The sequence below is a fragment of the Chryseobacterium kimseyorum genome, from assembly GCF_025971945.1.
Lineage (GTDB): Bacteria > Bacteroidota > Bacteroidia > Flavobacteriales > Weeksellaceae > Chryseobacterium > Chryseobacterium kimseyorum.
The window spans coordinates 47,661-73,448 of record NZ_JAPDHW010000010.1 but is presented as its reverse complement, the minus strand read 5'-3'; the positions used below and the strand labels follow the sequence as shown (position 1 = coordinate 73,448).

General features: G+C 35.6%; 27 protein-coding genes. 18 read left to right on the top strand and 9 right to left on the bottom strand.

From position 1 onward, the window contains the following. Window positions 1-13: 13 nt before the first annotated feature. The 3 genes from OMO38_RS14525 to OMO38_RS14515 form a co-directional block, all read right to left on the bottom strand. A complete protein-coding gene (locus OMO38_RS14525; RefSeq protein ID WP_264750916.1) occupies window positions 14-898 on the bottom strand; it encodes a DUF2589 domain-containing protein in 885 nt (294 codons plus the stop codon). Between the two features lie 169 nt (window positions 899-1,067). Next, window positions 1,068-1,949, bottom strand: coding sequence for an SDR family oxidoreductase (locus OMO38_RS14520; protein ID WP_264750915.1), 882 nt, complete (start codon window positions 1,947-1,949; stop codon window positions 1,068-1,070). A 152-nt stretch (window positions 1,950-2,101) separates the two neighbouring features. Continuing rightward, window positions 2,102-2,515, bottom strand: coding sequence for a DUF1573 domain-containing protein (locus tag OMO38_RS14515; protein WP_264750914.1), 414 nt, complete (start codon window positions 2,513-2,515; stop codon window positions 2,102-2,104). 172 nt (window positions 2,516-2,687) lie between these two features. Between OMO38_RS14515 and OMO38_RS14510 the strand changes: the two genes are divergently transcribed. The 3 genes from OMO38_RS14510 to OMO38_RS14500 all read left to right on the top strand — a co-directional run bounded on the left by OMO38_RS14510 (window position 2,688) and on the right by OMO38_RS14500 (window position 7,024). After that, a complete protein-coding gene (locus OMO38_RS14510; protein ID WP_264750913.1) occupies window positions 2,688-3,935 on the top strand; it encodes a sensor histidine kinase in 1,248 nt (415 codons plus the stop codon). 18 nt (window positions 3,936-3,953) lie between these two features. Next, the gene (locus OMO38_RS14505; protein ID WP_264750912.1) at window positions 3,954-4,634 is read left to right on the top strand and encodes a response regulator transcription factor; all 681 of its coding nucleotides are present in this window, start codon (window positions 3,954-3,956) and stop codon (window positions 4,632-4,634) included. 92 nt (window positions 4,635-4,726) lie between these two features. After that, window positions 4,727-7,024, top strand: coding sequence for a GH92 family glycosyl hydrolase (locus OMO38_RS14500; protein WP_264750911.1), 2,298 nt, complete (start codon window positions 4,727-4,729; stop codon window positions 7,022-7,024). 140 nt (window positions 7,025-7,164) lie between these two features. Here OMO38_RS14500 and OMO38_RS14495 read toward each other — a convergent pair whose 3' ends face one another. Beyond that, a complete protein-coding gene (locus tag OMO38_RS14495; RefSeq protein ID WP_264750910.1) occupies window positions 7,165-7,542 on the bottom strand; it encodes a winged helix-turn-helix transcriptional regulator in 378 nt (125 codons plus the stop codon). Between the two features lie 109 nt (window positions 7,543-7,651). Here OMO38_RS14495 and OMO38_RS14490 point away from each other — a divergent pair, with 109 nt between their 5' ends. Next, window positions 7,652-8,254 carry an FMN-dependent NADH-azoreductase gene (locus tag OMO38_RS14490; protein WP_264750909.1) on the top strand — a complete coding sequence of 201 codons (603 nt, stop codon included), beginning with the start codon at window positions 7,652-7,654 and terminating at the stop codon, window positions 8,252-8,254. Window positions 8,255-8,437: 183 nt separating this feature from the next. Here the strand turns inward: OMO38_RS14490 and OMO38_RS14485 are convergent, their stop codons facing one another. Next, window positions 8,438-9,775, bottom strand: coding sequence for a dihydroorotase (locus OMO38_RS14485; RefSeq protein ID WP_264750908.1), 1,338 nt, complete (start codon window positions 9,773-9,775; stop codon window positions 8,438-8,440). Window positions 9,776-9,897: 122 nt separating this feature from the next. Here OMO38_RS14485 and OMO38_RS14480 point away from each other — a divergent pair, with 122 nt between their 5' ends. From OMO38_RS14480 to ribA, 8 genes are all read left to right on the top strand, one after another. Beyond that, window positions 9,898-11,352 (top strand): lipopolysaccharide biosynthesis protein, encoded by a 1,455-nt coding sequence (locus OMO38_RS14480; RefSeq protein WP_264750907.1) that lies wholly within the window; start codon window positions 9,898-9,900, stop codon window positions 11,350-11,352. 16 nt (window positions 11,353-11,368) lie between these two features. After that, a complete protein-coding gene (locus OMO38_RS14475; protein WP_264750906.1) occupies window positions 11,369-12,388 on the top strand; it encodes a sugar phosphate nucleotidyltransferase in 1,020 nt (339 codons plus the stop codon). Window positions 12,389-12,476: 88 nt separating this feature from the next. Continuing rightward, window positions 12,477-13,322 (top strand): DUF4292 domain-containing protein, encoded by an 846-nt coding sequence (locus OMO38_RS14470; RefSeq protein ID WP_264750905.1) that lies wholly within the window; start codon window positions 12,477-12,479, stop codon window positions 13,320-13,322. Then, a complete protein-coding gene (locus OMO38_RS14465) occupies window positions 13,319-14,872 on the top strand; it encodes a peptidoglycan DD-metalloendopeptidase family protein (protein WP_264750904.1) in 1,554 nt (517 codons plus the stop codon). Before OMO38_RS14470 ends, OMO38_RS14465 begins: the two co-directional genes overlap by 4 nt. Before the next feature lie 29 nt (window positions 14,873-14,901). After that, the gene (locus OMO38_RS14460; RefSeq protein ID WP_264750903.1) at window positions 14,902-15,114 is read left to right on the top strand and encodes a twin-arginine translocase TatA/TatE family subunit; all 213 of its coding nucleotides are present in this window, start codon (window positions 14,902-14,904) and stop codon (window positions 15,112-15,114) included. Window positions 15,115-15,127: 13 nt separating this feature from the next. Then, the gene (locus OMO38_RS14455) at window positions 15,128-15,739 is read left to right on the top strand and encodes a DUF4254 domain-containing protein (protein ID WP_264750902.1); all 612 of its coding nucleotides are present in this window, start codon (window positions 15,128-15,130) and stop codon (window positions 15,737-15,739) included. Continuing rightward, a complete protein-coding gene (locus OMO38_RS14450) occupies window positions 15,736-16,194 on the top strand; it encodes a hypothetical protein (RefSeq protein WP_264750901.1) in 459 nt (152 codons plus the stop codon). The genes OMO38_RS14455 and OMO38_RS14450 overlap by 4 nt, the downstream gene beginning before the upstream one ends. 10 nt (window positions 16,195-16,204) lie before the next feature. Further along, window positions 16,205-16,798 carry a GTP cyclohydrolase II gene (ribA, locus tag OMO38_RS14445; RefSeq protein WP_264750900.1) on the top strand — a complete coding sequence of 198 codons (594 nt, stop codon included), beginning with the start codon at window positions 16,205-16,207 and terminating at the stop codon, window positions 16,796-16,798. 86 nt (window positions 16,799-16,884) lie between these two features. Here ribA and OMO38_RS14440 read toward each other — a convergent pair whose 3' ends face one another. Continuing rightward, window positions 16,885-17,415: a hypothetical protein gene (locus OMO38_RS14440; RefSeq protein WP_264750899.1), complete on the bottom strand. Its 531-nt coding sequence runs from the start codon at window positions 17,413-17,415 to the stop codon at window positions 16,885-16,887. Between the two features lie 115 nt (window positions 17,416-17,530). Here OMO38_RS14440 and OMO38_RS14435 point away from each other — a divergent pair, with 115 nt between their 5' ends. From OMO38_RS14435 to OMO38_RS14410, 6 genes are all read left to right on the top strand, one after another. Continuing rightward, window positions 17,531-19,243, top strand: coding sequence for a glycoside hydrolase family 3 protein (locus OMO38_RS14435; protein ID WP_264750898.1), 1,713 nt, complete (start codon window positions 17,531-17,533; stop codon window positions 19,241-19,243). Window positions 19,244-19,245: 2 nt separating this feature from the next. Beyond that, the gene (locus tag OMO38_RS14430) at window positions 19,246-19,905 is read left to right on the top strand and encodes a hypothetical protein (protein WP_264750897.1); all 660 of its coding nucleotides are present in this window, start codon (window positions 19,246-19,248) and stop codon (window positions 19,903-19,905) included. 1 nt (window position 19,906) lies between these two features. Beyond that, entirely contained in the window at window positions 19,907-21,055 is a 1,149-nt protein-coding gene (gene bshA / locus OMO38_RS14425) for an N-acetyl-alpha-D-glucosaminyl L-malate synthase BshA (protein WP_264750896.1), read from the top strand. A gap of 277 nt (window positions 21,056-21,332) precedes the next feature. Continuing rightward, the gene (locus tag OMO38_RS14420) at window positions 21,333-22,607 is read left to right on the top strand and encodes a DUF2851 family protein (protein ID WP_264750895.1); all 1,275 of its coding nucleotides are present in this window, start codon (window positions 21,333-21,335) and stop codon (window positions 22,605-22,607) included. Next, window positions 22,600-22,821 (top strand): PspC family transcriptional regulator, encoded by a 222-nt coding sequence (locus tag OMO38_RS14415; RefSeq protein ID WP_034678114.1) that lies wholly within the window; start codon window positions 22,600-22,602, stop codon window positions 22,819-22,821. The genes OMO38_RS14420 and OMO38_RS14415 overlap by 8 nt, the downstream gene beginning before the upstream one ends. A 69-nt stretch (window positions 22,822-22,890) precedes the next feature. Beyond that, entirely contained in the window at window positions 22,891-23,403 is a 513-nt protein-coding gene (locus OMO38_RS14410) for a GNAT family N-acetyltransferase (protein WP_264750894.1), read from the top strand. Between the two features lie 14 nt (window positions 23,404-23,417). Here the strand turns inward: OMO38_RS14410 and OMO38_RS14405 are convergent, their stop codons facing one another. Genes OMO38_RS14405 through OMO38_RS14395 form a run of 3 tightly spaced genes read right to left on the bottom strand, consistent with a single transcriptional unit; the run spans window position 23,418 to window position 25,786 of the window. Next, window positions 23,418-24,227 carry a hypothetical protein gene (locus OMO38_RS14405; protein ID WP_264750893.1) on the bottom strand — a complete coding sequence of 270 codons (810 nt, stop codon included), beginning with the start codon at window positions 24,225-24,227 and terminating at the stop codon, window positions 23,418-23,420. Further along, window positions 24,224-25,027, bottom strand: a complete 804-nt coding sequence (locus tag OMO38_RS14400) for a carboxypeptidase regulatory-like domain-containing protein (protein ID WP_264750892.1) — start codon at window positions 25,025-25,027, stop codon at window positions 24,224-24,226. The genes OMO38_RS14405 and OMO38_RS14400 overlap by 4 nt, the downstream gene beginning before the upstream one ends. Next, window positions 25,028-25,786, bottom strand: coding sequence for a carboxypeptidase-like regulatory domain-containing protein (locus OMO38_RS14395; RefSeq protein WP_264750891.1), 759 nt, complete (start codon window positions 25,784-25,786; stop codon window positions 25,028-25,030). It lies immediately after the preceding gene. Window positions 25,787-25,788 lie beyond the last annotated feature (2 nt).

Below are 25,788 nucleotides of genomic sequence, written 5' to 3'. Positions count from 1 at the left end.
TAAAATTTGGAATTTACTGAGCCAATATTCCTAAAACTTTCTCCAGTCCGGCTGGCATTTCGTCATTGGTTGCTCTTACTTTCACTCCCAGAGAATATTCTTTTTCAACTTTAATTCCGGTGCTTGAAGATCTTTTGTAAGAAACATCAACACTCAGTTTCACGGGTCCCCAACCACCTGAAGCGCCAACTTTCAAACCAAATTCATCACTTACATTTTTGGTATAAGTAGAATTTAGTTTAACATTGAAATCAACTTCACAAGATTCTATTCTAAAACTCGGAACATTGAGCAAAGCGATAAAAGGAACAGAAAGTTCTACATCTGTGGGAATCATCGGTTCTTCGTCCGGAGTTTCAGTTTCATTAATGTAATCAGGATTCGGCGCATTTTTTTTGTATTTAAAATCTGCCATTCTCAGTTTTTTTGCACTTGCTGGATCATTAGGATCAGAAAGCTCAAAACCAACTTCGTTGATAAAACTTACAGTCGCGATTGAAGCGTTCGACTGTGCTTTCACACAGGCATCCAAAGGTCCGCCGATAATGGTTGCAAAATCTATACTGCCCAACTCTGCTGCGAAATCTGCATTGGCTGCATCAGAAGTTTTGAAAATCTCATCGTCTGCTGCCATTTTTAGAGAAAGCATTTTGAGAACCTCAGCTGATGCGCTTACCAAAGATTTTTCCCATTTTTGATTATAGCTTTTCTTAAATTGCTCTACAATGGCAAGAAGTTCATTTTCCTGAAGCTTATCAAGTTCAGAAATCTGTATTCCCGAGATCTTGTCATAGACGTTTGGGCTAAGCACTTTTTCTACTCCTGATAAAAGGTCGATCAGTTCACTTTTTGTTTTCTTGGTATGGTTAGCTTCCAATACCGATTTTAATGTTTCCATTTGATTTTGTTTTTGGTTAATAATAATTTGCAATACAAATCTATATCACTAATTATGAAAATATTACAGGAATTACACTAATAACAAAAGGTGAAATCACCCTAAATAAAAAAGCAGATTCTCCCTGTGGAAAACCTACTTCTATATTTTATAAATTTACTTGATTTCTTTAGTTCGATTTCTTAGCCTTAATCATTGCTTCCAAAGCATCCCACATTTCCTGCGGAATATCTTCCAGCATATTAAATTCTCCTGCTCCCTGAAGCCATTCTCCTCCGTCGATTGTAACGACTTCACCGTTTACAAAAGATGAAAAATCTGAAACCAGATAAGCGGCAAGATTTGCCAATTCCTGATGTTCCCCTACTCTTTTAAGCGGATTCTTTTTAGCTAAATCAAACTGATCTTTCATATCTCCGGGCAACAGTCTGTCCCAGGCACCCTTAGTAGGAAATGGCCCCGGTGCAATTGCATTAAAACGAATATTATATTTCCCCCACTCCACGGCCAGAGATCTGGTCATTGCCAAAACTCCGGCTTTAGCACAGGCTGACGGAACGACGTATGCAGAGCCTGTCCAGGCGTAAGTAGTCACAATGTTTAAAACCGTTCCCGGTGTTTTTGTATCAATCCAGTGTTTTCCGATGGAAAGTGTGCAGTTTTTTGTTCCTTTTAAAACAATGTCCAGAATAGAATCAAATGCAGAGTGCGTCAACCTTTCTGTTGGAGAAATAAAATTTCCCGCAGCATTGTTTAATAAAATATCAATTCTACCAAATTCTTTCAGGGTTGCTTCCTTCATGGCCTCTACCTCATCCCAATTTCTCACATCACAGGCAACACAAAGTACTCGTCCGCCGGTTTGATCTTCCAGTTCTTTTGCTGTCCCATAAAGTTTTTCTAAATTTCTTGAAGTAATCACCACTTTTGCGCCCAACTGAAGAAAATATTTGGTCATTGCTTTTCCAAGACCGCTTCCGCCGCCGGTTACAATTGCAACTTTACCTTTCAGGGCATCTTCCCGCAACATTGGTTGAGTATACTGATTCATATGTTTTATTTTTCCTAAAAATAATAAATATTAAATGGATAAGATTGAAAATTTAATGATAAATAATGTTACAAATACTATTCTTTAGTTCAGATCAAAAAAAAGCAGCCAATAAATTAATATTGACTGCTTTTTTATTTATGTAAATCTAATTATGACGCAAGAACTGTTCCTTTGAAAGAAAGAGTTTTTGGAGTTTTGCTGTCGCTTGTAGTAACATTTACAGTTTTCACAAAAGCACCTGCATTTGCTGCATTGTAGCTCGCTTCAACAAATCCTTTTTTACCAGGCTGAATTGGAGTTTTTGTATAATCTGCTGTAGTACATCCACAAGATGGTGCTACGTTTTCGATAATTATTGGTTTAGCAGATGTATTGGTGAATTCGAATCTGATTAATTTAGCTTTCCCCTGAGGAATGTTTCCAACGTCAATAGATTCTGATTTCCATTTGATTGCTTCTGCAACTGCCTTTACCAATGTAGTTCCTTCAACTGGAAAAACATTTGCATAAAATGGTGAAAATGCCATCACTGCCAACAACGCTGTAATTTTTAAATTTTTCATGAATATAATTTTAATGTTAAATAAAATGTAGAGAAACTTACCGTTCCTTTTTTGATAATTCAAAGGTAAACCCGATTAGCCAAACAAATTGTTAACTGCTATCAAACATTTGTTAACGAGTTGTTAATAATCAAAGATAAATAGATATTTTTGGATAATATTGCTCCTGTAAATGGAAATAAAGAAACTCAATATTATTATTACTCTTGGTCTGGTGGCTATTATCGGAATATTAATAGCTCAGCTTTTATGGACCAGACAGGCATATAAATTAGAGGACACCAAGTTTAACCAAAAAGTTAACATCGCCCTGATGGAGGTTGTCGACAAAATGTCTGAAGGAAAAACTTCTTTTACAGAAAACCCTGTGCAAATTGTTGCTAACGATTACTATGTCGTCAATATTAATAATGAATTTCACCCTACCGTTCTTGAGCATTATCTCAAGACAGAATTTACAAGATTTCAGATCAATACAGATTATGTCTACGCTTTGTACAACTGCCACAGCGATCAAATGATCTACGGAAAATACATGAGCAGTCATCAGGAAGAACCCAGCGAAAAAGTGATCAAATTTCCTAAACATAAAAATCTCACTTACTATTTTTCCATTCGCTTTCCCGACAAAACTACTTATCTGATTAGCTCACTTCGTTTTTGGTATGTTCTTACATTTGCGCTCATTATTATTTTACTGGTGTACGTATACTCTATTTATACCATTATTCAGCAGAAAAAGTTTTCTGAACTGCAGCGGGATTTCATCAACAATATGACCCATGAGTTTAAGACTCCTCTGTCTTCTATTCTTTTGGCAACAGAGTCGCTGAACAAGCAGGAAATCGTTCAGCAGAATTCCAAACTGCAAACCTATACATCGATTATTATTGACCAAAGTCATAAGCTTAACAATCACATCGAAAAGATTTTGAATATCGCTAAAAATGATTCGGCCGGACTTTCTTTAAAAACCGAAAAAATCATGCTGCTGCAGTTCGTTGAAGAAATTGCCGAGAATATGAAGCAGAAAAATGAAAACCTCAAAATCGAAATCAATATTGAACCGAATACTTCTGTGATTGCAGATCATTTTCACTTTACCAACATCATTTACAACATCTTAGACAACTCAATCAAGTATTGCGAAACGAAACCGCACATCATTATTTCGACAGAAAAAGATTCAAAAGGATTATATTTAAAGTTTAAAGACAACGGAATGGGAATTCCCGCTAAAAGTATACCTTATATTTTTGATAAATTTTACAGAGTCAATACCAATAAAAGCGATGAAATCAACGGTTTTGGGTTAGGACTTTTTTATGTAAAAAAAATCGTTCAGCAACATCACTGGAAAATATCTGTTGAGAACAATAAAGATGCAGGAATTACCACAACTCTGTTTTTTCCGTTTTAAATTTAATAAGTGTAAATAATGGAAAAATCTAAAATTTTATATGCCGAAGATGATAAAACAATCGCTTTTCTTATTCAGGACAGCCTTGAAGCATATTATGAAATTGAACATTATGGTGACGGAAAATCTGCACTTGAAGCCTTTGACTGTAAAAATTTCGACATTTGCCTTTTAGACATTATGATGCCCGAAATGAATGGTTTTGATCTTGCTGAAAAAATCCGCAGTAAAAACACAGAAATTCCCATTATCTTTATTTCTGCTAAAGCTTTAAAAGAAGATAGAATTAAAGGCTTAAAAATCGGAGCCGATGATTACTTGGTAAAACCTTTCAGCATTGAAGAACTGATTCTGAAAATTGAAGTATTCTTAAAACGTTCTAAAAAAACAGAATCCTCATCACCAAAATATAAAATCGGAAAATATCATTTCGATCCTAAAAATTACACTCTGCAGGACTCCGGAAATACAACAACACTTACTCAGAGAGAATCTGAACTGCTCTTATACTTCATCCGTCATAAAAATTCAGTCTTAAAAAGACAGGATATTCTGAAAGCCATCTGGGGAGATGATGATTATTTTATGGGAAGAAGTCTGGATGTTTTCATTTCCCGATTGCGTAAAGTATTTGCAAATGAGGAAAATATCGTCATTGAAAACATCCATGGAATTGGTTTTCGGTTTTCTGAGAAATAAACAGATTTCACAATAATCTTTTATTAAAATTTTCTGATCAACAAATATCTTTTGATTTTGATTAAATTTATCGTTTTCAAAATCTATCCTTCATGAAGAACCCGGGAATTTCATTTTTGATCATTGCAATATTTTTCAGTTTAAACGGTAAAGCTCAACAGTCTGAAAAATTAGTGCAATACGTCAACCCTCTAATCGGTACCGAAAAAATGGGACATACGTATCCCGGAGCAACTGCCCCTTTCGGAGCCATTCAGTTGAGCCCAGAAACAGATACCATTTCTTATGAACTGAACGGAAAATATAATGGTGAAGTCTATAAATATTGTGCGGGTTACCGATACGAAGACAAAACAATTGTAGGCTTCAGCTCTACACACTTCAGCGGAACAGGACATTCAGATCTAGGTGATTTTCTTGTGATGCCGACCGTGGGAAAATTGCAGTTGAATCCAGGAACAGCTTCCAATCCTGAAAGTGGATACAGAAGTAGATTCTCGCACCAAAATGAAAAAGCGGAGGCTGGATATTACAAAGTGAAACTCGATGACCACAATATTTTAGCGGAACTTACGGCGACAACAAGAGTTGGCGTTCACCGTTACACTTTTCCAAAATCAGATCAGGCGCACATTATTTTAGATTTAATGGCAGGAATTTACAATTATGATGGTAAAAACGTTTGGACGTATGTTCGTGTAGAAAACGGAAACACCATTACAGGATACCGGCAGACCAACGGTTGGGCAAGAACCAGAACAGTTTATTTTGCAATGAAATTTTCAAAGCCTTTTAAATCTTACGGTCAGAAAAATTATGACGGGAAACAGTTTTACAATGGATTCTGGAGAAAATTTGACCAAACAAAAAACTTTCCCGAGATCGCAGGAAAAAATCTGAAAATGTATTTTGATTTTGACACCGCTGAAAACGAAACGATTGAAGTAAAACTCGCTATTTCACCGGTAAGTCAGACCAATGCCTTAGAAAATCTGGAAACCGAAACCGGCAATTTATCTTTTGACCAAGTAAGAACACAGACTCAGGAAATCTGGAACAAAGAATTAAATAAAATTGTCGTAAAAGGATCTGAAACTGAAAAAACAAATTTTTACACCGCAATGTATCACACTTTTATCAGCCCGACAACTTACACAGACGTCAACGGAGAGTTTAAAGGTTTAGATCAAAACGTTCATAAAGCGGAAGGTTTCACCAATTACACCACATTCTCAATTTGGGACACTTACCGTGCACTTCACCCATTTTTTAATATCATTCAGCCGAAAAGAAATAATGACATGGTGAAATCAATGATGGCACATTATAATCAGTTTTCGATGAAAATGTTACCTATTTGGTCACATTATGCAAATGATAATTGGTGTATGAGCGGATATCACGGTGTAAGCGTGGTTGCAGATGCAATTATTAAAGGTAATTATAACGGAGATGCAAAAGCAGCGCTGCTGGCCTGTGTAGAAACTGCCAACAAAAGAGATTACGAAGGAATCGGATTGTACATTGACAAAGGATTTATTCCCGCGGAGAAAAGTGGAACTTCGGTTTCCAATACTTTGGAATATGCTTATGATGACTGGGCCATTGCTCAATTGGCAAAACATTTAGGAGAAACCGAAATTTACAGTCAATTTATCAAACGTTCAGGCAACTGGAAAAATAATTTTGATAAAACTGTAGGATTTATGCGCCCACGTCTGGCTGACGGAAGTTTTAAAAAAGATTTTAATGCGCTCAGTACTCATGGACAGGGTTTCATCGAAGGAAATTCTTGGAATTACAGTTTCTTCGTTCCACAAAATCCTGATGAGTTGATTCAACAGATGGGCGGAAAGAAAAAATTTGCTTCAAAACTGGACGAATTATTTACGATGCATTTACCCGATGAATTTTTCGCAGATACTGAAGATATTACGAGAGAAGGAATAATTGGTGGTTATGTACACGGCAACGAGCCTGCTCACCATGTTGCCTATTTTTATAATTGGGCGGGACAACCATGGAAAACACAGGCACAGATCAGACGAATTTTAGAAATGCAGTATAAAGCTACTCCCGATGGATTAGGCGGAAACGATGATGCCGGCCAAATGAGTGCATGGTATATTTTGAGTTCACTTGGCTTTTATCCTGTCGCTCCAGGTTCGGAAGATTATGCGATTGGAAGTCCTGCAATTGACAACGCAGTTTTAAATTTAGAAAACGGGAAAACTTTTGAAATTGAAGTCATCAACCAAAGTCCAAAAAATGTATATGTTGAGAAAATTATTTTGAATGGAAAAGAAATTAAGAATTTTACTTTAAAACATTCAGAGATTATGAATGGCGGAAAATTGATTTTTCACATGAGTGCTAAACCTAAAAAATAAACATACAGTCTGTCATTCTGAAAGAATCTAAATTAGATGTCTGCTCTGTTGAGATTCCTTCGAAAAAACAAATATAGGACAGGAAATCTCTTGCAGATGTCGCCTATTTTTTCCTTTAAAAACTGTTTTCAGCTTAAATTCTAAAACACATCTTCTCTGATATTACGTTTGTGTGTCCTTCCCCATTCGGAAAGTGACATGATAACGGTTTTCAGAGTTTTGCTGTAATCAGTTGAAATATATTCGACTACGACGGGAGTTTGCTCAGCGTGAACAATTCTTTTAACAAAACCATTTAATTCCAAATCTTTCAACTCGTTCGAAAGTACCCTTGCAGATATTCCGGCAACAATTCTTTGAAGCTCATTAAACCGGATATTTCCATGTTCCTGCAAAGCAATAATGATCTTCAGCTTCCATTTGCCACCGATCACATAAAGTGCATCTTCAACCGACGAAAGACTTTGAGAACACCGTTGAGCTGTAAAAGGCTCTTCAAAATCAGTACATTTTTCCATTATTTTAAATTTATAACTAATATAAAGGTTACTACTAACCTTTTGTTCACTACTAACTTTTCACAAGCAAATGTACATAATTTTGTCAGAGAATTTAAAATTTAAAAAAATGAAACAAATTTTGCACATTATCTCAAGTCCGAGAATAGAAGTGTCAGCCAGTAGAAAATTAGGAAATTCTGTTCTTGAAAAGATTCAGGAGAAATATCCTGATAGCGTGGTTAAAGAACGCGATTTGACAAAAAATCTGGTTCCGCTTTTGGAAGACGTTCATATCAATTCCTTCTTTACACCAGCAGAAAGCCGCTCGCCTGAACAGGAAACTATCAACCAGTATTCCGAAGGATTAATTTCAGAATTACAGGAAGCTGACATTATCATTATTGAATCTCCGATGTATAACTTTTCCGTTCCTGCAACTCTCCGCGCCTATTTTGATTATACGTCAAGAGCAGGCTATACTTTTCAGTACAGCGAAAAAGGTCCTGAAGGATTGCTGAAAAACAAGAAATTATATATTGCATTTTCTTCAGGTAACATTTATTCTGAAGGTCCGTATCAGGCTTACGACTCCAATGTTCCTTATGTGAAAAATGTTTTTGGATTTTATGGAGTTACCGACGTGAGCGTTTTCCGCGCAGAAGGTTTATCGATTCCGGGAGTAATGGAAAATGCTTTGGAAAAAGGGATTGAAAGTATTGTGATTGATTAATTTTTGATGATTGTTAGATAATTTACTCTCGCGGATTGAGCAAATTTTGTGGATAGATATGTTTAAAATCTGCTTCATCTGCACAATCAGCGAGATTTAAATTTTGGCTAAAGACAAGATTAATTCTTAAAATAATAAAACGGGCTAAAGCCCGTTCCTATTATTAATTTATTTCGTAATAATTTATTCCTGAACTTCAAAAAGCAATCGCTCCCCGAATTTTTCTTCGTTAATTTTTCCGTTGTCGTACACTAGATTTCCATTAACAAAAGTATGCGTGACTTTAGAGTGAAAATTCGTCCCTTCTAAAGGACTCCAGCCACACTTGTACAGAATATTTTCTTTGGCGACCGTCCAGTTTTCATTTAAATCAACCAAAACCAAATCAGCTTTGTACCCTTCTCTCACAAAACCTCTTTTTTCAACTCTGAAAAGAATTGCAGGATTGTGAGCCATTTTTTCAACGATCTTTTCCAAAGAAATTTTCCCGTTGATGTAATTTTCCAACATCACCACTAAAGAATGCTGAACTAAAGGTGCCCCTGACGGACATTTTGTATACACATTCTGCTTTTCTTCCCATGTATGAGGTGCATGATCTGTTGCAATCACATCTATTCTGTCATCTAAAAGCGCTTCCCAAAGTCCATCTTTATCTTTTTGAGTTTTTACTGCCGGATTCCATTTGATCAATCCGCCTTTTGTACCGTAGTCTTCGTTAGTGAAAGTCAAGTGATGGACACAGACTTCTGCTGTGATTTTTTTATCTTTTAAAGGAATCTCATTTGTGAACAGTTCCATTTCTTTTGCAGTTGACAAATGAAATACATGAAGTCTTGCCCCTGTTTTTTTAGCCAGCTCAACTGCTTTTGAAGAAGATGTATAACAGGCTTCCTCACTTCTGATCAAATGGTGAAATTTTACTGGAATATCTTCGCCGTATTGATCAACATATTTTTGAGTATTTGCTTTAATTGTTGCTTCATCTTCGCAATGAACAGCGATCAGCATTTTGGTATTGCTGAAAATATTTTCCAGAGTTTCAGGATTGTCGACCAACATATTTCCTGTGGAAGAACCTAAAAACAGTTTAATTCCGGGAACATTTCTTGGATTTGTTTTTAAAACTTCATCTAAATTATCATTAGTTCCTCCCATCATGAAGCCGTAGTTGGCATAAGCTTTTTGAGAGCCAATTTCATATTTATCAGCCAATAACTCCTGAGTCACCGCATTAGGCACTGTATTGGGCTGGTCGATAAAGCTTGTAATTCCACCGGCAATTGCAGCTCTTGATTCGGTTTCGATATCACCTTTATGAGTCAAACCCGGATCGCGGAAATGAACCTGATCATCAATGACGCCCGGCAGAAGATATTTTCCTGAACCATCGATGATCTGATCTGCTTCCTCAGAAATATGAGCTTCTATTTTAGAAATCAAATCATTTTCAATAAGAATATCGCTTTCGACAATCTGTCCTTCGTTAACGATTTTTACATTTTTTATAAGAATTTTCATTTTTATTTTTTAGAAATAAAGATTTGTATTGCACAAATTTAATATTTTCAACAATGATTTTTAGACATCAATCAGAAAATTGTGAATTCTAATATTTACATTTGCACTTTAAAAAAATTAATTTGTACAAGAAATTATTAGGGCAAACCGCTGTTTATGGTTTGAGTTCAGTATTGGTGAGGATCTTCCCTTTCCTTATTGCACCAATCGTTACCAAGGCATTCGGACCTTCTGCATCCTCACCTTTTGTGGATTGGTATTCTATTGCGGGAGTTATTACCGTTTTTCTTACCCACGGAATGGAAACTTCCTTTTTCCGTTTTGCTCAGGAAGGTGATATAGATAAAAAAACTTTAGTTTCTACTTCGGCACTCAGCATTTTAGGGATCGGTTTTATTTATCTTATCTTAGGCTACGTCTTCAGACAGGATCTTGCCAACGCCTTTGAAACACCGGATCAGGTTAACTATCTTGTAATTTTCCTTTTTATACTATCTTTTGATGCATTTGCAACCATTCCTTCAGCCGTTTTGAGATTAGAAGGAAAACCGGTAACATACATGCTTTCTAAAGTAATAGGATCATTAGTATATTATTTCTTGGTTGTCTTTTTCATCAAATGGCTTCCTCATTATCCCGAAGGCATTTTTGGACTTAAATATGATCCCGGAATCGGGGTCGGATATGTTTTCATTGCCAATTTGGTACAGAGCATCATCACATTAGCAATTGTAGGAAAAGAATTTGTGAATTTCAGCATCCGGAGATTTGATTTTAAACTTTGGAAAAGAATAATGAGTTACTCATGGCCGGTCATGATTGCTGGATTGGCTGGAATTATTAATCAGACACTGGACCGACAGTTTTTAAAATACTTACTTCCCAAAGAAGAAGCCAAACATCAGATTGGAGTCTATGGTGCAGTTTATAAGATCGCAACGTTTATTACGGTCTTTCGACAGGCTTATCAACTTGGAATCGAACCGTATTTTTTCTCAAGTTTCAAAGACAAGAGCAATCACAAAACGTATGCTGTTTTAATGGATGTTTTTGTCATCTGCAACTGTTTAATCTACATCGGATTGATGGTTAATCTGCAGTGGATTTCAGAAAAATATTTAAAAAACCCACTCTATTTTGAAGGAATTGAAATTATTCCTTTCGTCATGCTCGGAGCTTTATTTTTAGGAATTTATCTCAATCTTTCAATCTGGTACAAGTTATCAGATCAGACAAGAGTTGGCTTATACATTTCACTGATTGGAGCGGCAATTACGATATTCATTAACTTTACTTTTATTCCTGTTTACGGATATTGGGCAAGTGCCTTTGCAGCTTTAATTACTTACACAAGTATGATGATAATCTCCTATATTTGGGGGAAAATACAATATCCCATTCATTACAACATAAAAAAGATCGCAGTATATTTGGTATTATCGATCGCTATTTCCATGATTTCGTTTTATTGTTTCAGACACAATTACTTAATAGGAAACGGAATGTTTATACTGTTCATCGCATTTTTAGTCTACAACGAAAGAACGATGATCAATAAAATTCTTAGAAAATCATAATTTAATTAAACTATATATGAAAATTATTGTTCCAATGGCTGGGCGTGGTTCCAGATTACGTCCACATACTTTAACAGTTCCAAAACCATTGATTCCTATTGCAGGAAAACCAATTGTTCAGAGACTGGTAGAAGATATTGCTAAAGTTGCCGGAGAGGAAATAGAGGAAGTTGCTTTTATTATTGGTGATTTCGGTGATGAGGTAGAAAAATCATTGTTGCAGATCGCAGAAAGATTAGGCGCGAAAGGAAGTATTTATCATCAATTGGAGCCTCTTGGAACTGCTCATGCTATAAAATGTGCTGAAGAATCTATGCAAGGAAATGTTGTTGTCGCATTTGCTGATACACTGTTTCGTGCAGATTTCGTTTTAGATAAAGAGTCCGATGGTGTTATCTGGGTAAAAAGCGTTGAAGATCCATCTGCTTTTGGGGTTGTAAAGTTAGATGAAAAAGGTTTTATTACAGATTTTATTGAAAAACCGGAAACTTTTGTTTCGGATTTAGCGATTATTGGTATCTACTATTTCAACAGTGCTGAGAAATTGATGGATGAAATTAATTACATCATCTCAAATGACATCAAAAATGGTGGGGAATATCAATTGACGCTCGCACTTGAAAACCTAAAAGCCAAAGGAGCAAAATTCAGTTCCGGACAAGTAAATGACTGGATGGACTGCGGAAATAAAAATGCTACGGTAGAAACCAATTGCAAAATCCTTGCGTACGAAACCGAAGAAATGTCTCATTTCGCATCAACTGCTGTTGTAGAAAATTCATTAATCATTCCACCATGCTTTATAGGTGAAAATGTAAAGATTATGAATTCGAAAATCGGCCCGGGAGTTTCTGTTGGAAATAATACGGTGATTATCAATTCAAATATTGAAAACTCATTAATTCAGGAAAATACAAAGATCAATCACGGAAATCTCTCCAACTCAATGATTGGAAATTCTGCACAGTATTTTGGTGTGGCAAGAGAAATTTCACTGGGAGATTACTCTGTTTTGGATTTCCTTAATAAAGATTAATTGCATTAACAAATAAACTGACTTCAGACCACACAAAATGTTTTGTGTGGTTTGGCGTTAATATTGTAAAGTATATATAAAAGAATTTATGAAAAAATGGATCTCGTTATTGCTGGTCACTACGGTTATACTATCCTGTAAAACCAGAAAAAATGCGATGCAAAACGCTTCTGACAATGACAGTATCAAAATAGAAAACGCAGGTGATCAGGATAAAACAGATGATGGAAAAAACATTTCAGACCGATTGACTTTTTACGAAAATATCTATATACATCCGGAATTTAATCAGATGAAAATCAACAGCAAAATTACCGCAGATAATCTCAGGGTAAGCCCCTTGGATGCAACGATCTACATTGAAAGCGACAAAAAAATATGGTCAAACATTAATTTTCTTTTTTTCAATGCTGCGAGAGCCATTATAACACCTGAAGGTATTAAAGCCGTTGATAAATACAATAAAAATTACATAGATTCTGATTTCGAATATTTAAATAATTTACTCAATATTAATTTCATTGATTATAAAACTTTAGAAAAAATCTTATTAGGAAGGACGTTTCTTTTAGTTAGTAACAGAAACTCTGAGATCAAAAAAAATGAAGATGGATATCAGCTCTCATCGATCACTAAACAAAAAATAGTAACCAACGGAGTTGAGCGAGAATATAAACTCAATATGCGTTATTCTAACGATTATGATTTAATTTACGTTAAATTGCAGGATGTGAAATCCGATGATGCTGTAGAAATCGTATATGATCAATGGGAGAGCTTCGACAATAATCTCAGATTGCCACAAAATGTTAAAATAATTATAAAAGGTTCAAAAACGAGTCAGATTGTGCTAGAAAACACGAAATTTGGCTTCACTAAAATGGAAACACCTTATTCAGTTCCAGCCAATTATAAGAAAATTGAGATTAAATGATTAAAAAATTTAGCTTTTTAATAGGAATTTTGCTGTTCTCGTTGCACTTTGGGCAAAAGAAAGAGCAGTTACAGCAACAAAATGCCGAGCTTAAAAAACAAATTGCAAAAATAAATTCTGATTTAGCAAAAACAAGAAATGAATCTAAACTTTCAATTTCTTATCTCACAAGTGTTAATCAGAAGCTGGCCTTAAGAGAAAAGGTTTATAATAACACTCAGAAAGAAAAAAGATTTATAGAAGACGAAATTTATCTTCGTCAGCTCGAAATCAACAGACAAAACCGTGAGCTGTCTGTGTTAAGAAAAAACTACGCTCAGGTCTTGGTCAATGCGTACAAGAACAAAGGAGTACAGAATAAAGTTACATTTATTCTCTCTTCCAAAGGTTTTGGAGAAGCTTTAAGAAGGGTTCAGTATCTCAAACAGTATTCTGACTACCAGGATAAAAAAGCAGCTGAAATTACCAACGCTGCAGTAGAGTTAAAAAAATCTGTAGATAAGAAACGAAAATCTGCGATCGAAAAAGATAACTTGTTGGTTAATCAGCAGAAAGATCTTACAACAATTAGTGCTGAAAGAGCGCAGAAGGAGCAGTTAGTAAATGAGTTTAAAAAGAACGAAACCAAACTTGCCGGAGAATTAAGACAGAAACAAACACAGTCTAAAGCCCTTGAAGGACAGATTAGATCGATCATTGCAGAGGAAATCAGAAAAGCTAAGGCTGAAGAGGAATCTCGAAGAAAAGCTGAAGCAGAAAAAATTCGTTTGGCTAAAATAGCTGCTGAGAGAGAAAAAGCTAGAATTGACGCTGAAAATAAAGCAAGAGCAGAGGCCCTTGAAAGAGAAAGAAAATTAGCTGAAGCTGAAGCTAAAAAGGCTGCAGAATTTGCAGCTAAAAGAGCTGAAGATGAAAGAAAACGTAATGAAGAAGCAGCAAAAAATGAAGCTAGCGCTAAAGATGAAGCCAGAAAAATCGCTGCTAAAAAAGCTTCAGATGAAGCTGCATTAAGATCGAGAGAAGCTACTGCGAAGTTAGCAGCCGCAAGGGCAGCTGAGGCAGCATTAGAAAAGAGAACAGGCGAAGATAAAAAAGCTGCAGAAACAAAAGCCATGACAAATTATGGAGTTTCTACATCGGCAGGAAATAATTTCGCTGCAAATAAAGGAAGATTGGCAATGCCTGCTTACGGTACAATTACCCACCGTTTTGGAAGACAGCCACATCCAGTATTTAAAAATATTGTTGAAGAAAACAACGGAATTAAAATCTCTGTAGCAAAAGGAACTAACGCAAAAGCCGTTTTTCCTGGTGTGGTATCGCAGGTGATGCCAGCTGCGGATGGCACGAAAACAGTTTTAATAAAACATGGAGATTATTTCTCTATTTATTCAAACCTAAGTAGCAACACAGTTTCTAAAGGGCAGCAGGTTTCAGCTGGAACAACCGTTGGTACTGTAGCTCAGGATTTTGACGGTACTTTTACCTTAGACTTCCAGATTTGGAGAGGAGACACACCGGTAGATCCATTAGGTTGGGTTTCAAATTAAAAATATTAACTTTGTAAAAATTTTTTAAAATGTACACACTTACAATACTGTCATTATCTTGGCAACACATTTTGATCGTTGCGATTATCCTTCTCCTTCTTTTTGGCGGAAAAAAAATTCCGGAACTGATGAGAGGTATGGGCTCTGGGATCAAAGAATTTAAAGATGCTGTAAAAGAAGAAGATAAGCCGGCTCCAAAAACCGACAATCAATCTTCAACAACAAATAATACAGGCAACTAATTCTTAGAAAAGTATGAGTTTTACCGAAACTGCATGGAAAGTCTTCAATACATCAATTGAAGACTACCACGTTTTAGACAATGTTGATACCCCAATAAATAACGCTTTCCCAACTGACAGTTTGGAACGAATTTTGTATGCTAAAAACTGGATTGATACCGTTCAATGGCATTTTGAAGATATTATAAGAGATGAAAATATAGATCCGGTGGAAGCTCTTAAACTGAAAAGAAGAATTGATGCTTCTAATCAACAGAGAACAGATCTGGTAGAGTATATAGACAGTTGGTTTCTAGATAAATATAACCATATTACTCCAAAAACTGACGCAAAAATAAATACTGAAACTCCTGCATGGGCAGTCGACAGATTATCTATACTTGCGCTCAAAGTTTACCATATGTCATTGGAAGCCAACAGAGAATCGGCTTCTGAAGAGCATCGTTTTAATTGTCAAAAAAAATTAGATGTACTTTTAGATCAGAAGCAGGATTTATCTACCTCGATAAGCCAATTGCTTACTGATATTGAAAACGGTGATGTTAAGATGAAAGTGTACAAACAGATGAAAATGTACAATGATGAAAGTCTTAACCCAATCCTTTATCAAAAGGAGCAAAAATGAAACGACAATATTTTTTCGGATTACTCATATTAACTATTACTTCCTGCGCTACAGAAAAACCCAACGTTTCTCCCCTGTCTACCAGTTTTTACAGCGATGCAAAAAAAGCAGAGAATGAAGCGGGAATCAGCAGTATTTCTATCAATATTAGTGAAAATGTAAATGCTGCTGAAATCACCAATTTAATTTCTAGTTTTCCTAAATTCAAAAATACTGCAGTAAATGAGGAAATAAATACTCTGAAATATACTTTACAGAATTACCTGTACGCTATTGATGCAGGAAACGTTTCCGGAAAAAACAAGACTTTTAAAAATCTAGAAAAATCTTACAAAAAAATCCAGAAGCTCAGAAAATATCTAAAAAAAGATGAAGATGAGGTTCTGAACAGATATTTGGTAAGATTAAAAACAAATGTTACATTTATTGAAGATTCAATAAACAGTAAAAAATAACAATTACTCAATGATTAAAATTCAGGCGGAAGCTAATGTCCCAACCGATCACGGGAATTTCCGAATGATAGCTTTTTCTGCAGAATCTACAGACTGGATGCCACACATGGCCATCATCGCAGAAAATACAGATTTTTCAAAACCAGTCAATGTCCGTTTTCATTCTGAATGTATAACCGGCGAAGTTTTTCACTCTCAAAAATGCGAATGCGGACAGCAACTTGATGCGGCAATGAAGTACATGCACGAAAATGGTGGTATCATTGTTTACCTGAGGCAGGAAGGTCGTAATATAGGAATTATCAACAAACTGAAAGCTTACTCTCTTCAGGAACAAGGTTTTGACACTGTAGAAGCTAATCTGAAATTAGGATTGCCTGCAGATGACAGAAATTTTTCGGTTGCCGTTGAAATTCTTAAAATTCTAAACGTAGAAAACATTAATCTTCTGACTAACAATCCTGAAAAGGTAAAATTCGTGGAACAGAGTACTATTAATTTGAATTCAAGAATTCCTCTGCAGATTCCAGCTAATGATTCTAGCCGGGGATATCTTCAGACTAAAAAAGATTATTTCGGGCACCTCCTGGACGAACAGGATTAAAAAAGCTCTAACTCAATAAAAAAGCAAAGCTCCGGAAAAAATTCCGGAGCTTTTTAATTATAAAAAACTGAAAAGATATTTGTAAATTAATTTTTTAATTTAATTTTAGCTTCGTCAATTCCGTAATACTTAACCACAGCATTATAATCATTATGATCTACGTTACTTCCGCTGCTTTTACCTGTTTTTGCCGGAACTACCACTACTCTGAATCTTTTACCTGCATAATAAGTAGAGTTACTGTCTAAGTTTAATGTAGGTGTTGAATTTACATTAATCTGTATATCAAATTTGCTGAAATCAAAAGAATAGTCAACTTCGTCATTAGTTGCATTATCTACAAAAAACGTGTAGGGTAATAATCTCCAGATAGGTGAACCGTTTGCAACTCCTGTCTGCATATAAATTAAAACAACATCAGATTCTACAAGAGGAGAGTTAAACTCATCAGAGAATTGATATAGATTGCTTGTTGATCTAGAAAAAGTAGGAGCAATATCGTATGCTGTAGCATAAGTATCTTCAGTCACAACTACATCTTCATTATCGTTATTATCGCAGCTGAATATGAATAGACTAACGAACGCCAGCATCAAAAGTGGAAGAAATTTTCTCATTTTATAAAATTTAATATTATTAGTAACTAAGCCGAATCAAAACATATACCAAAAAACTGAAAAACTTTGTTTATGCTGTTTTTTTTAATTGTATTTTTGTTCTTATTCAAAAATCATGAACAAAGTAGGTTTTCAATTACTCTTCATTATACTGTTTATCAACTGCCAGGTTTCAGCACAATATCAGCCGAAAAACATATCTCAGTCAGATCAAAAGAAAGCTCAACAGTGGGTTGAAAAAACTTACAAGTCTCTTTCTCAGGACGAAAAATTGGGTCAGCTCTTCATCGTTGCATTATATACCAATAAAGACGAAAATCATATCAATCAGGTAAGAAACATCGTCATCAATGATAAAATTGGCGGACTCATTCTGATGCAGGATGATGCCGCAAGAGAAATCAATTTAGTGAATGAATTTCAGCAGAAATCAAAAGTTCCTTTGATGATTGGGATGGATGCTGAATGGGGACTGTATCAAAGAATTGCCACAGCATATAAATTTCCGTGGGCGATGACACTGGGAGCAATTCAGGATAAAAATCTGATTTATCAGATGGCTGCAAAAATTGCTGAAGACTGCAAAAGAATGGGTATCAACTGGGATTTTGCTCCGGTTGTAGATGTTAATACCAATCCAAACAATCCGATTATCGGGAACAGAAGTTTTGGCTCTGAAGTTTTCAACGTTACTCAATCTGCACTTTCCTACTCTAATGGATTACAGGATAACATTATTCTGGCAGCGATAAAGCATTTCCCAGGACATGGTGATACCAATACCGATTCACATTTGGATCTTCCGGTAGTTTCACACAATTTAGAACGGTTAAATTCCATCGAATTGGCACCTTTCAAAGCCTTAATGGATAAAGGAATTGGTGGCGTGATGGTTGCACACCTTTACGTTCCAAGCTTAGAATCGGGAAAAGGAATTCCTGCATCGATTTCAAAAAACATTATTACCGGTTTACTAAAGGAAAAATTCGGATATAAAGGTTTGATTATCACTGATGCTTTAAACATGGGAGCTGTTGCCAACAAATACAAACCGGGCGAATTGGATGCATTGGCTTTCAAAGCAGGAAATGATATTATGCTTTTTTCCCAAGGGGTGGCTGAAGGTAAAAAACTGATTCAGAAAGCGATTGACAATGGAGAAATTTCTCAGGCACGAGTGGAAGAAAGCGTAAAGAAGATTTTACTAACCAAATATTTTTTAGGTTTAAATCAATACAGTCCAAAAAAACCTGAAAACGTTAATCAGGATATTAATAATGATTCGCATAAACAACTTGTTCAAAATCTTTATTCAAATGCTTTAACGTTGATAAAAGACGAGAAGAAATTACTTCCTCTGAACTGTAAAAACACCTGTTACTACGTTCCGTTAGAAGAAGCTCCTTACCAGACTTTTGCCAATCAACTGAATTTAAATTCTGCTGTCATCGTTAAAAAAGCATCAGAGATCAAAACAATTCCTGCAAATTCTACGGTGATAGTGGGCTTACATAAAGATAATTCGACAGCTTACAAACCTTATAAAATTTCGGGTGAATCTAAAAAGGTTTTGGCAGATTTAAAGAAAACCCAAAATGTAATTTTAAATGTTTTTGGAAGCGCTTATGCCTTAAAAGATATCGACTTAGCTAAAATATCGACCGTTTTGGTATCTTATGAAAACAACGACGACTCGATGACTGCGGCGGCAAACGCCATCAATGGTAAAACAAAAATTTCAGGAAAACTTCCGGTCCTGGTCAATGACCAATTGAAGCCTGGAATGGGAATTATCTTGGAAGGCTCTTCTTCTTATAAAAACCAGTAACCATGTCGAAAACTATAAAAATATTCTCAGTTCTTATTTTATTTTTCTCTTTGTACGCAAAGGCGCAAAAAAAATTCGAAGCAACTCTTTATTTTTTGGATGGAAGCAAAAGATCAGGAAAATTAACTGAAGTGATGGACAGAGATTCAAAATTAATTTTTATAGAAAATGGTTCAAAGAAAAGAGAGAAAATTAAGGTAAAATCACTGGACAAAGTTGAGTACGTTAATCCGGAAAACAGCCATGAACCTATTACAGTGGAACTGAGAGAATGTGTATTTTACACATCCAAAAAACCACAGACAGAATACTGCTGGCTCAAAAAAGTCCACACTGGGGAAGTCTCTGCTTATATTACTTATGGCACAGACGGAGGAATCAGAAATGCTCATCATTATACGGTAACACCTTCTTATCTGGTCAATGTTTTTTTTCAGTATAAAAATGAAAAACCACAACTGATATACTTTCACAATTCAACCTGGACTCCAAACAAGAAAAAAATCATTAAAAGACACGTCAGAAATTTCTTCAAAGATATTTGTCCCAATTTGGTAAGTGATTTTGAAGAAGACAAAATCGAGATGAAAACCAATACAGGAATTCTTATGGAATATTACGAAAAGAACTGTCTATCAAACCAAAATACATCTAAAATATAAAATGAAAATCGGAATACTTTGCTACCCAACATACGGCGGAAGCGGAATCGTGGCAACAGAACTCGGGATGTCTCTCGCCAACAAAGGCTATGAAGTACACTTCATCAGTTCGGCACTTCCTGCAAGATTAGATATTACCAATCCCAATATTTTCTTTCATAAAGTAAATGTTCAGACCTACCCGCTTTTCCAGTATCAGCCTTATGATATTGCGTTGAGCTCAATGATTTACCGTGTTGTAAACTTATATAAATTAGATTTACTTCATGCTCATTACGCGATTCCTTATGCCTATGCAGCGTTTACGGCGAAACAGATGCTTAAGGAAGACAATAACGACATCCCTTTGGTGACGACACTTCACGGTACCGACATTACTTTGGTGGGGCAGCATCCAAGCTATAAACACGCGGTAGAATTTTCTATCAATCAGTCAGATGCGATTACTTCCGTTTCTGAAAGTCTGAAGAAAGACACCCTGCAGTTTTTCCATATTAAAAAAGAAATTCAGGTCATTACAAATTTCATTGACAATACAGAATTTGAAGACCTCAACGAATGCCAGCGAACCCAGTTTGCAAGTGCAGATGAGAAGATTCTGATTCACGTTTCCAACTTAAGACCGGTAAAACGTGTGGACGAAGTATTGCAGATTTTTAAAAGTGTCGAAAAGAAGGTTAAATCTAAATTAATCATCATCGGTGAAGGTCCCGACATGGAAAAAGTGAATTCATTTTTGGAGGAAAACCCGGAATTGATTTCAAAAATCCGTCTTCTGGGAAAAGTGAATGATTTGTATAGAATTTTAAGGCTTTCGGACGTCTTTTTATTGCCGTCTGAGCAGGAAAGCTTCGGTTTGGCAGCGTTGGAGGCCATGGCAGCAAACACGCCTGTAATCAGTTCAAATGCTGGTGGAATTCCTGAAGTAAATATTCAGGGTGAAACAGGATTTTTAGCAGAGATCGGAAATGTTGAGGCAATGAGCAATTACACCATCAAACTTTTAAGCAATGAAGAATTATTAACTCAAATGAAGATTAACGCTAAAGAACAGGCGATTAAATTTGATCTTAAAAATATTCTTCCCATCTACGAGGAGATGTATAAAACGACGATTGAGAATTTTAAGAAGGAGCCGGCAAAGGCTTAAAACTTAAATAATATAGAATCAAAAATCAGAGCCTTACCGCTCTGATTTTTTTTTGATTAATTATCTTCAAAATCTTCGTACCAGAATGTTGGAAGATTGCCGATACAACCTGAAGATCTTCTTACTAAGACGCAGAAACCTTCTCTGCCTGCTGAAGGTTCATTGCAGGATGCAGGAAGGTTCAGATAAAAAAAGTTTGAACATCTGAGGAATTTCTTCCAATTAATTTTTCAAACTTAAATTTTTCCTAAATTAGTGGTAACACAAATCACCACCGATGAACGAAAAGTTATTACAATATCTTTGGAATTTCAAAGTATTCACCCATTTCAACTTCCGTGATCTCAGCGGAAATCCTATTGAAATATTAGATTTCGGGAAGTGGAACAAAGATTCCGGGCCGGATTTTCTGATGGCAAAAATCAAAATAAACAACGTTATTTTAGCAGGAAATATAGAACTTCATGTAAGATCTTCCGATTGGATTTTCCACCAACATTCTAAAGATCCCAACTACGATAATATTATACTTCATGTCGTTTTTCAAAATGATGCAGACATTGATGAACTCAACAGGAAAAACATTCCAACTTTGGAATTGAGAAATCATATTGATGAAAATATTTTTACGAAGTATGAAAAGCTGTTGAAAGAAAGTCAGTTTATTGCGTGTGAAGATATTTTTAATCCTCATAAAATTCCTGTTCATTTTCATGAAGAAAGTTTGCTGACAAAGCTTGAAGAAAAATCTGAAGAACTTGAAAAAGACTTAGAAATTCATAAAAACAATTATGAAGCTGTCCTGTTTCACAGCCTCGCCTATGCCTTTGGACTCAAAGTAAATGCGCATCTTTTTAAACAGATCGCAGAAAGCATAGATTTTACGGTCTTCAATAAAATCAGACAGAATAAAACACAAGTTGAAGCTTTGCTGTTTGGAATTTCAGGCTGGCTTGAAAAACCGGAAGACGAACAGATGAAAATCTGGAAAAGAGAATTTGAGTTCCTAAAAACCAAATTTGATCTGTCTGATTTAATTATCCGTCCGAAGTTTTTACGATTAAGACCTCCTAACTTCCCTACCCTGCGTCTGTCGCAGTTGGCAGATCTTTATTACCAACATCAGAATTTGTTCTCGAAGATTATTAATGCTAAAAATACGGATGAACTACTGGGAATTTTTACTCATGTAAAGGCTTCAGAATATTGGGATCATCATTTTAATTTCGGTAAGCTTTCACCTGTTGATCAGCCCAAAGTTTTGACTAAAGATTTCATAGAACTGATTATCCTTAACAGCATTTTACCTTTAAAATATACATACCACAAATATCACAACGAAGAAATCGCGGATGAAGTTCTGGCATTTTACAGAGAACTTTCTGCTGAGAAAAATTCAATCGTGGATGGATGGAAAAATTTAGGTTTAAAAATAAAAAATGCTCTGCAGACCCAAAGTGTGATTTATCATTACAAAAATTACTGCACACCGAAAAATTGCTTAAATTGCAGCATAGGATTTAAAATTTTAAAAGAAAGCAATCATGTTTGATAATCTGCGTCATAAGATGGAAAGAGAATGGTTTGGAGTACTCACAAGAATGGGCGCTAAGCTGGGAATTCCTGTTTCTAAACTGCGGGTTTTCTTTATTTACTCTACCTTTGCGACGGCAGGTTTTTTCTTTTTAATCTACCTCGGATTGGCTTTTACCCTTTGGATCAAAGATATTTTTATCACCAGAAGACCGAGTGTTTTTGATTTGTAGTTTATATTGCAGTCAGCCTTAAATTTGGTTTATAAATAAAAGTCAACAATCAACCTATTACAATTACTCATGGAATTTTTACAGATTACCTCACCTGACGATTACCGCGTACAGCAGATTTACGACTCTTATGCTTCCAGTTTTCCTGAAGATGAAAGGCGTGATTGGTATAAGTTTGTGCGGTTGTTTGAGCATCCTCAAGTAAAAGTGATATCGGTTTTAAATGAATGTGAAAACATTGGATACCTTGTCCTTTGGGAACTGAAGAGTCATATTTTCGTAGAACATTTTGAGGTTTTTGCTCAGTTTAGAAATCAAAAACTGGGTTCTCATATCACCGATTATCTGTTTAAAAATTATCCCAGAATTATTTTAGAAATTGAACCTCAACATTTAAATGAGGATTCTAAGCGACGTTTTTCGTTTTACCAGAGAAACGGTTTTCATCTGATTGATGAAATGTACATTCAGCCCAGCTATGGTGAAGGAAAAAAACCGCTTGAACTTTGGCTATTATCCAATTACCATCCGGAAAATCTGGAAGAATTGAAAGATGAAATTTATGACGTTGTTTATCATTAATGTGAATCGCTTTGCTACTCTCCGCTTAATTTATTCAGCTTAGAATATTCTACAAATGCAGTTTTTAATTCATATGCTATCTCTGAAGGTTTGAAAGTTTTTCTGAATCTTTTTGAAAGATGATTTACTCGCTCGGCATAGTAGAGGAAATGGTCAATGCCTTCTTCATTCATCCCATATCTTTTTAGAAAGTTCAGATCGATTTCACTTTTAACTCTTTTTAAAAAATCCTGAGTTTCTCCAAATGTCGGTGCTGTAATTTTAGGAGCGGACGCTTTTTTGATTAAACGTACTGCTTCGCCAATCACATTAATCACGTTGACCTGACCTGCATTAAAATCATGACCCTGAAAAGTTTTGGGAATCTCATTTTTTGCAATTGGTTCAGAAATTGGCGATTTTATATATTCTTCCATCGAAGATTTCAGTTTGGCAACTTTCTTCGAATCATTCAAATGCTGATTATCTTTTTCCAAATTTCCTGTTGGTCTGTATTCTATTTTCACCTCAGGAATTAGTGTTTCTGCTCTTAAAAGCATAACGTTCATCGGATTGGTAAAACTTTCTTTTTTAATGATCTTGTCTGTACGGTAATAACTTTCTTTCACGAAACGAAGTTCATCATTCTCATCAGCTTCAATGGTGAAATTCCCCGAAACATCACTTACCGCCTGGATATTTTTAGTAATATTTAAAACAGAAACGGCACTCATATTCACATGCTCCTCATCTGTTATGTTGCCGGAAACTTTTTGTTGTGCAAAAACTTGCGCAGTCATAAGAGAAAGAGCGGCAATAGAGGTTTTGATAAAATTATTTTTCACTTGTTGGAAGTTTTGGTGTGATCTATACTGCTGTTTTTTAATCTGTCGACATAGATGGGGATTAAAGTTTCGATATCCAGCATCGCTTTAGACAGATTTCGCTCTTTAATTTCCGATGAGATGTCTGGCTTTATGATAAAACTAAATTCTAAAAATTCCGAAATCCTCTCAGCCGGAATCTCAGATTCTGTAAAGTACTCATCATCAATCCGCTTACGGAGCCAGCTGATTTTATCCTGTACATCTTCATATCTGTACCATCTTTTCTGCCTTCTCGCTTTACCACTGATCAAATCATACACTGCCTGTACATTTACAGAACCTAAAGCTGCGGCAACGAGAACCTTTTTCAGTTCTGCCGGAACTTCCCGTGGTTTTTCCGGTGGTTTGGGAAGTCCTATATCTTTCTGAAGTTTGGCGACTTTATCTTCTCTGGCTAGTTTCCTTGAATCTTTATTTAAATCTCCGGAAAGGTCAAGAATTTCGACGGACTCAATTTCCTCAGGAATTCTCAACAAAACAACGTTCATCGAAGAATTCAAATCAAATACACGCCTGGAAGATCTTTCATATCCTGCTTTAGAGAATCTGATTTCATCATTAGCAGAAGCTTCTATTTCAAAATTCCCATTCGCATCGCTGTATGCTTTTTTATCATTAGAAATATTAACCACCAAGACACTGGTAATCACCAGATCATTTTCGCTAACGGTCTTCCCCGAAATTTTCTGCTGAGAAAATATCCTGACAGAAATCAGAATCAACAGTACAGCGAAAATTTTGCAAGACAGCCACGGCATCTATTTATTCCTGTTTTCTAAGCGTTTAACATATTCAGGAGCAGCTTTTTCAATTTCAAACAAAGCTCCAGTGATATTTTCATCTTTTATATGGTCTAAACTGATCGGATACTGCAGATATGCAAAACCTAAAAACTCTTTGATATTATCTTTGGGAATATTCAGTTCTGCAAAATAATCATCATCAGTTCTGCTGATCACCCAATTCATATACCTGGATGCATCTTCAAATTTATATAGAGATCTCATACGGCGTGCATCACCACTCAGCATTTTATACAGTTGAAAGATATTCGGAATTCCTCTTGAAAAAACCGTTTTCCATGTAGGAACGACTTCTCTCTGTACTGCAGGAGCTTTGGGCAGACCAATACTGTTTTGGAGCTCAACACGTCTGTCAACTTTTGCAAGTCTTCTGGAATCTGATTTTATATCTCCGGAAGTATTAATAATTTCCACCTCTTCTATTTCTTCAGGAATTCTGATTAACGTTATCTTCAAATCTGCTTCAGGGTCGGTCACCTTTTTAGAAACTCTTTCGTATCCTACCTTTACAAAACGCAATTCATCATTGGAAGAACCTTCAACCGCAAAATTACCTGTGGCATCGCTATACGTTTTTTTATCATTTGAAATATTGACAACAAGCACAGAGCTGATGACCATATCATTTTCGCTCATTACTTTACCGGAAATCTTCTGCTGTGCAAAAAACAGATTACCTATAAAAAATAGGAGGATCAGCAACTGTCTCTTCATCG

Bases quoted from the DNA above. Each gene is read 5' to 3' on its own strand.
- OMO38_RS14485 (WP_264750908.1), bottom strand. From the start codon at position 9,775: ATGAAAATTCTTATAAAAAATGTAAAAATCGTTAACGAAGGACAGATT.
- bshA (WP_264750896.1), top strand. From the start codon at position 19,907: ATGAAAATCGGAATACTTTGCTACCCAACATACGGCGGAAGCGGAATC.
- OMO38_RS14415 (WP_034678114.1), top strand. From the start codon at position 22,600: ATGTTTGATAATCTGCGTCATAAGATGGAAAGAGAATGGTTTGGAGTA.
- OMO38_RS14420 (WP_264750895.1), top strand. From the start codon at position 21,333: ATGAACGAAAAGTTATTACAATATCTTTGGAATTTCAAAGTATTCACC.
- OMO38_RS14505 (WP_264750912.1), top strand. From the start codon at position 3,954: ATGGAAAAATCTAAAATTTTATATGCCGAAGATGATAAAACAATCGCT.
- ribA (WP_264750900.1), top strand. From the start codon at position 16,205: ATGATTAAAATTCAGGCGGAAGCTAATGTCCCAACCGATCACGGGAAT.
- OMO38_RS14460 (WP_264750903.1), top strand. From the start codon at position 14,902: ATGTACACACTTACAATACTGTCATTATCTTGGCAACACATTTTGATC.
- OMO38_RS14440 (WP_264750899.1), bottom strand. From the start codon at position 17,415: ATGAGAAAATTTCTTCCACTTTTGATGCTGGCGTTCGTTAGTCTATTC.
- OMO38_RS14455 (WP_264750902.1), top strand. From the start codon at position 15,128: ATGAGTTTTACCGAAACTGCATGGAAAGTCTTCAATACATCAATTGAA.
- OMO38_RS14465 (WP_264750904.1), top strand. From the start codon at position 13,319: ATGATTAAAAAATTTAGCTTTTTAATAGGAATTTTGCTGTTCTCGTTG.
- OMO38_RS14515 (WP_264750914.1), bottom strand. From the start codon at position 2,515: ATGAAAAATTTAAAAATTACAGCGTTGTTGGCAGTGATGGCATTTTCA.
- OMO38_RS14400 (WP_264750892.1), bottom strand. From the start codon at position 25,027: ATGCCGTGGCTGTCTTGCAAAATTTTCGCTGTACTGTTGATTCTGATT.
- OMO38_RS14495 (WP_264750910.1), bottom strand. From the start codon at position 7,542: ATGGAAAAATGTACTGATTTTGAAGAGCCTTTTACAGCTCAACGGTGT.
- OMO38_RS14500 (WP_264750911.1), top strand. From the start codon at position 4,727: ATGAAGAACCCGGGAATTTCATTTTTGATCATTGCAATATTTTTCAGT.
- OMO38_RS14410 (WP_264750894.1), top strand. From the start codon at position 22,891: ATGGAATTTTTACAGATTACCTCACCTGACGATTACCGCGTACAGCAG.
- OMO38_RS14490 (WP_264750909.1), top strand. From the start codon at position 7,652: ATGAAACAAATTTTGCACATTATCTCAAGTCCGAGAATAGAAGTGTCA.
- OMO38_RS14475 (WP_264750906.1), top strand. From the start codon at position 11,369: ATGAAAATTATTGTTCCAATGGCTGGGCGTGGTTCCAGATTACGTCCA.
- OMO38_RS14430 (WP_264750897.1), top strand. From the start codon at position 19,246: ATGTCGAAAACTATAAAAATATTCTCAGTTCTTATTTTATTTTTCTCT.
- OMO38_RS14525 (WP_264750916.1), bottom strand. From the start codon at position 898: ATGGAAACATTAAAATCGGTATTGGAAGCTAACCATACCAAGAAAACA.
- OMO38_RS14470 (WP_264750905.1), top strand. From the start codon at position 12,477: ATGAAAAAATGGATCTCGTTATTGCTGGTCACTACGGTTATACTATCC.
- OMO38_RS14435 (WP_264750898.1), top strand. From the start codon at position 17,531: ATGAACAAAGTAGGTTTTCAATTACTCTTCATTATACTGTTTATCAAC.
- OMO38_RS14520 (WP_264750915.1), bottom strand. From the start codon at position 1,949: ATGAATCAGTATACTCAACCAATGTTGCGGGAAGATGCCCTGAAAGGT.
- OMO38_RS14510 (WP_264750913.1), top strand. From the start codon at position 2,688: ATGGAAATAAAGAAACTCAATATTATTATTACTCTTGGTCTGGTGGCT.
- OMO38_RS14395 (WP_264750891.1), bottom strand. From the start codon at position 25,786: ATGAAGAGACAGTTGCTGATCCTCCTATTTTTTATAGGTAATCTGTTT.
- OMO38_RS14450 (WP_264750901.1), top strand. From the start codon at position 15,736: ATGAAACGACAATATTTTTTCGGATTACTCATATTAACTATTACTTCC.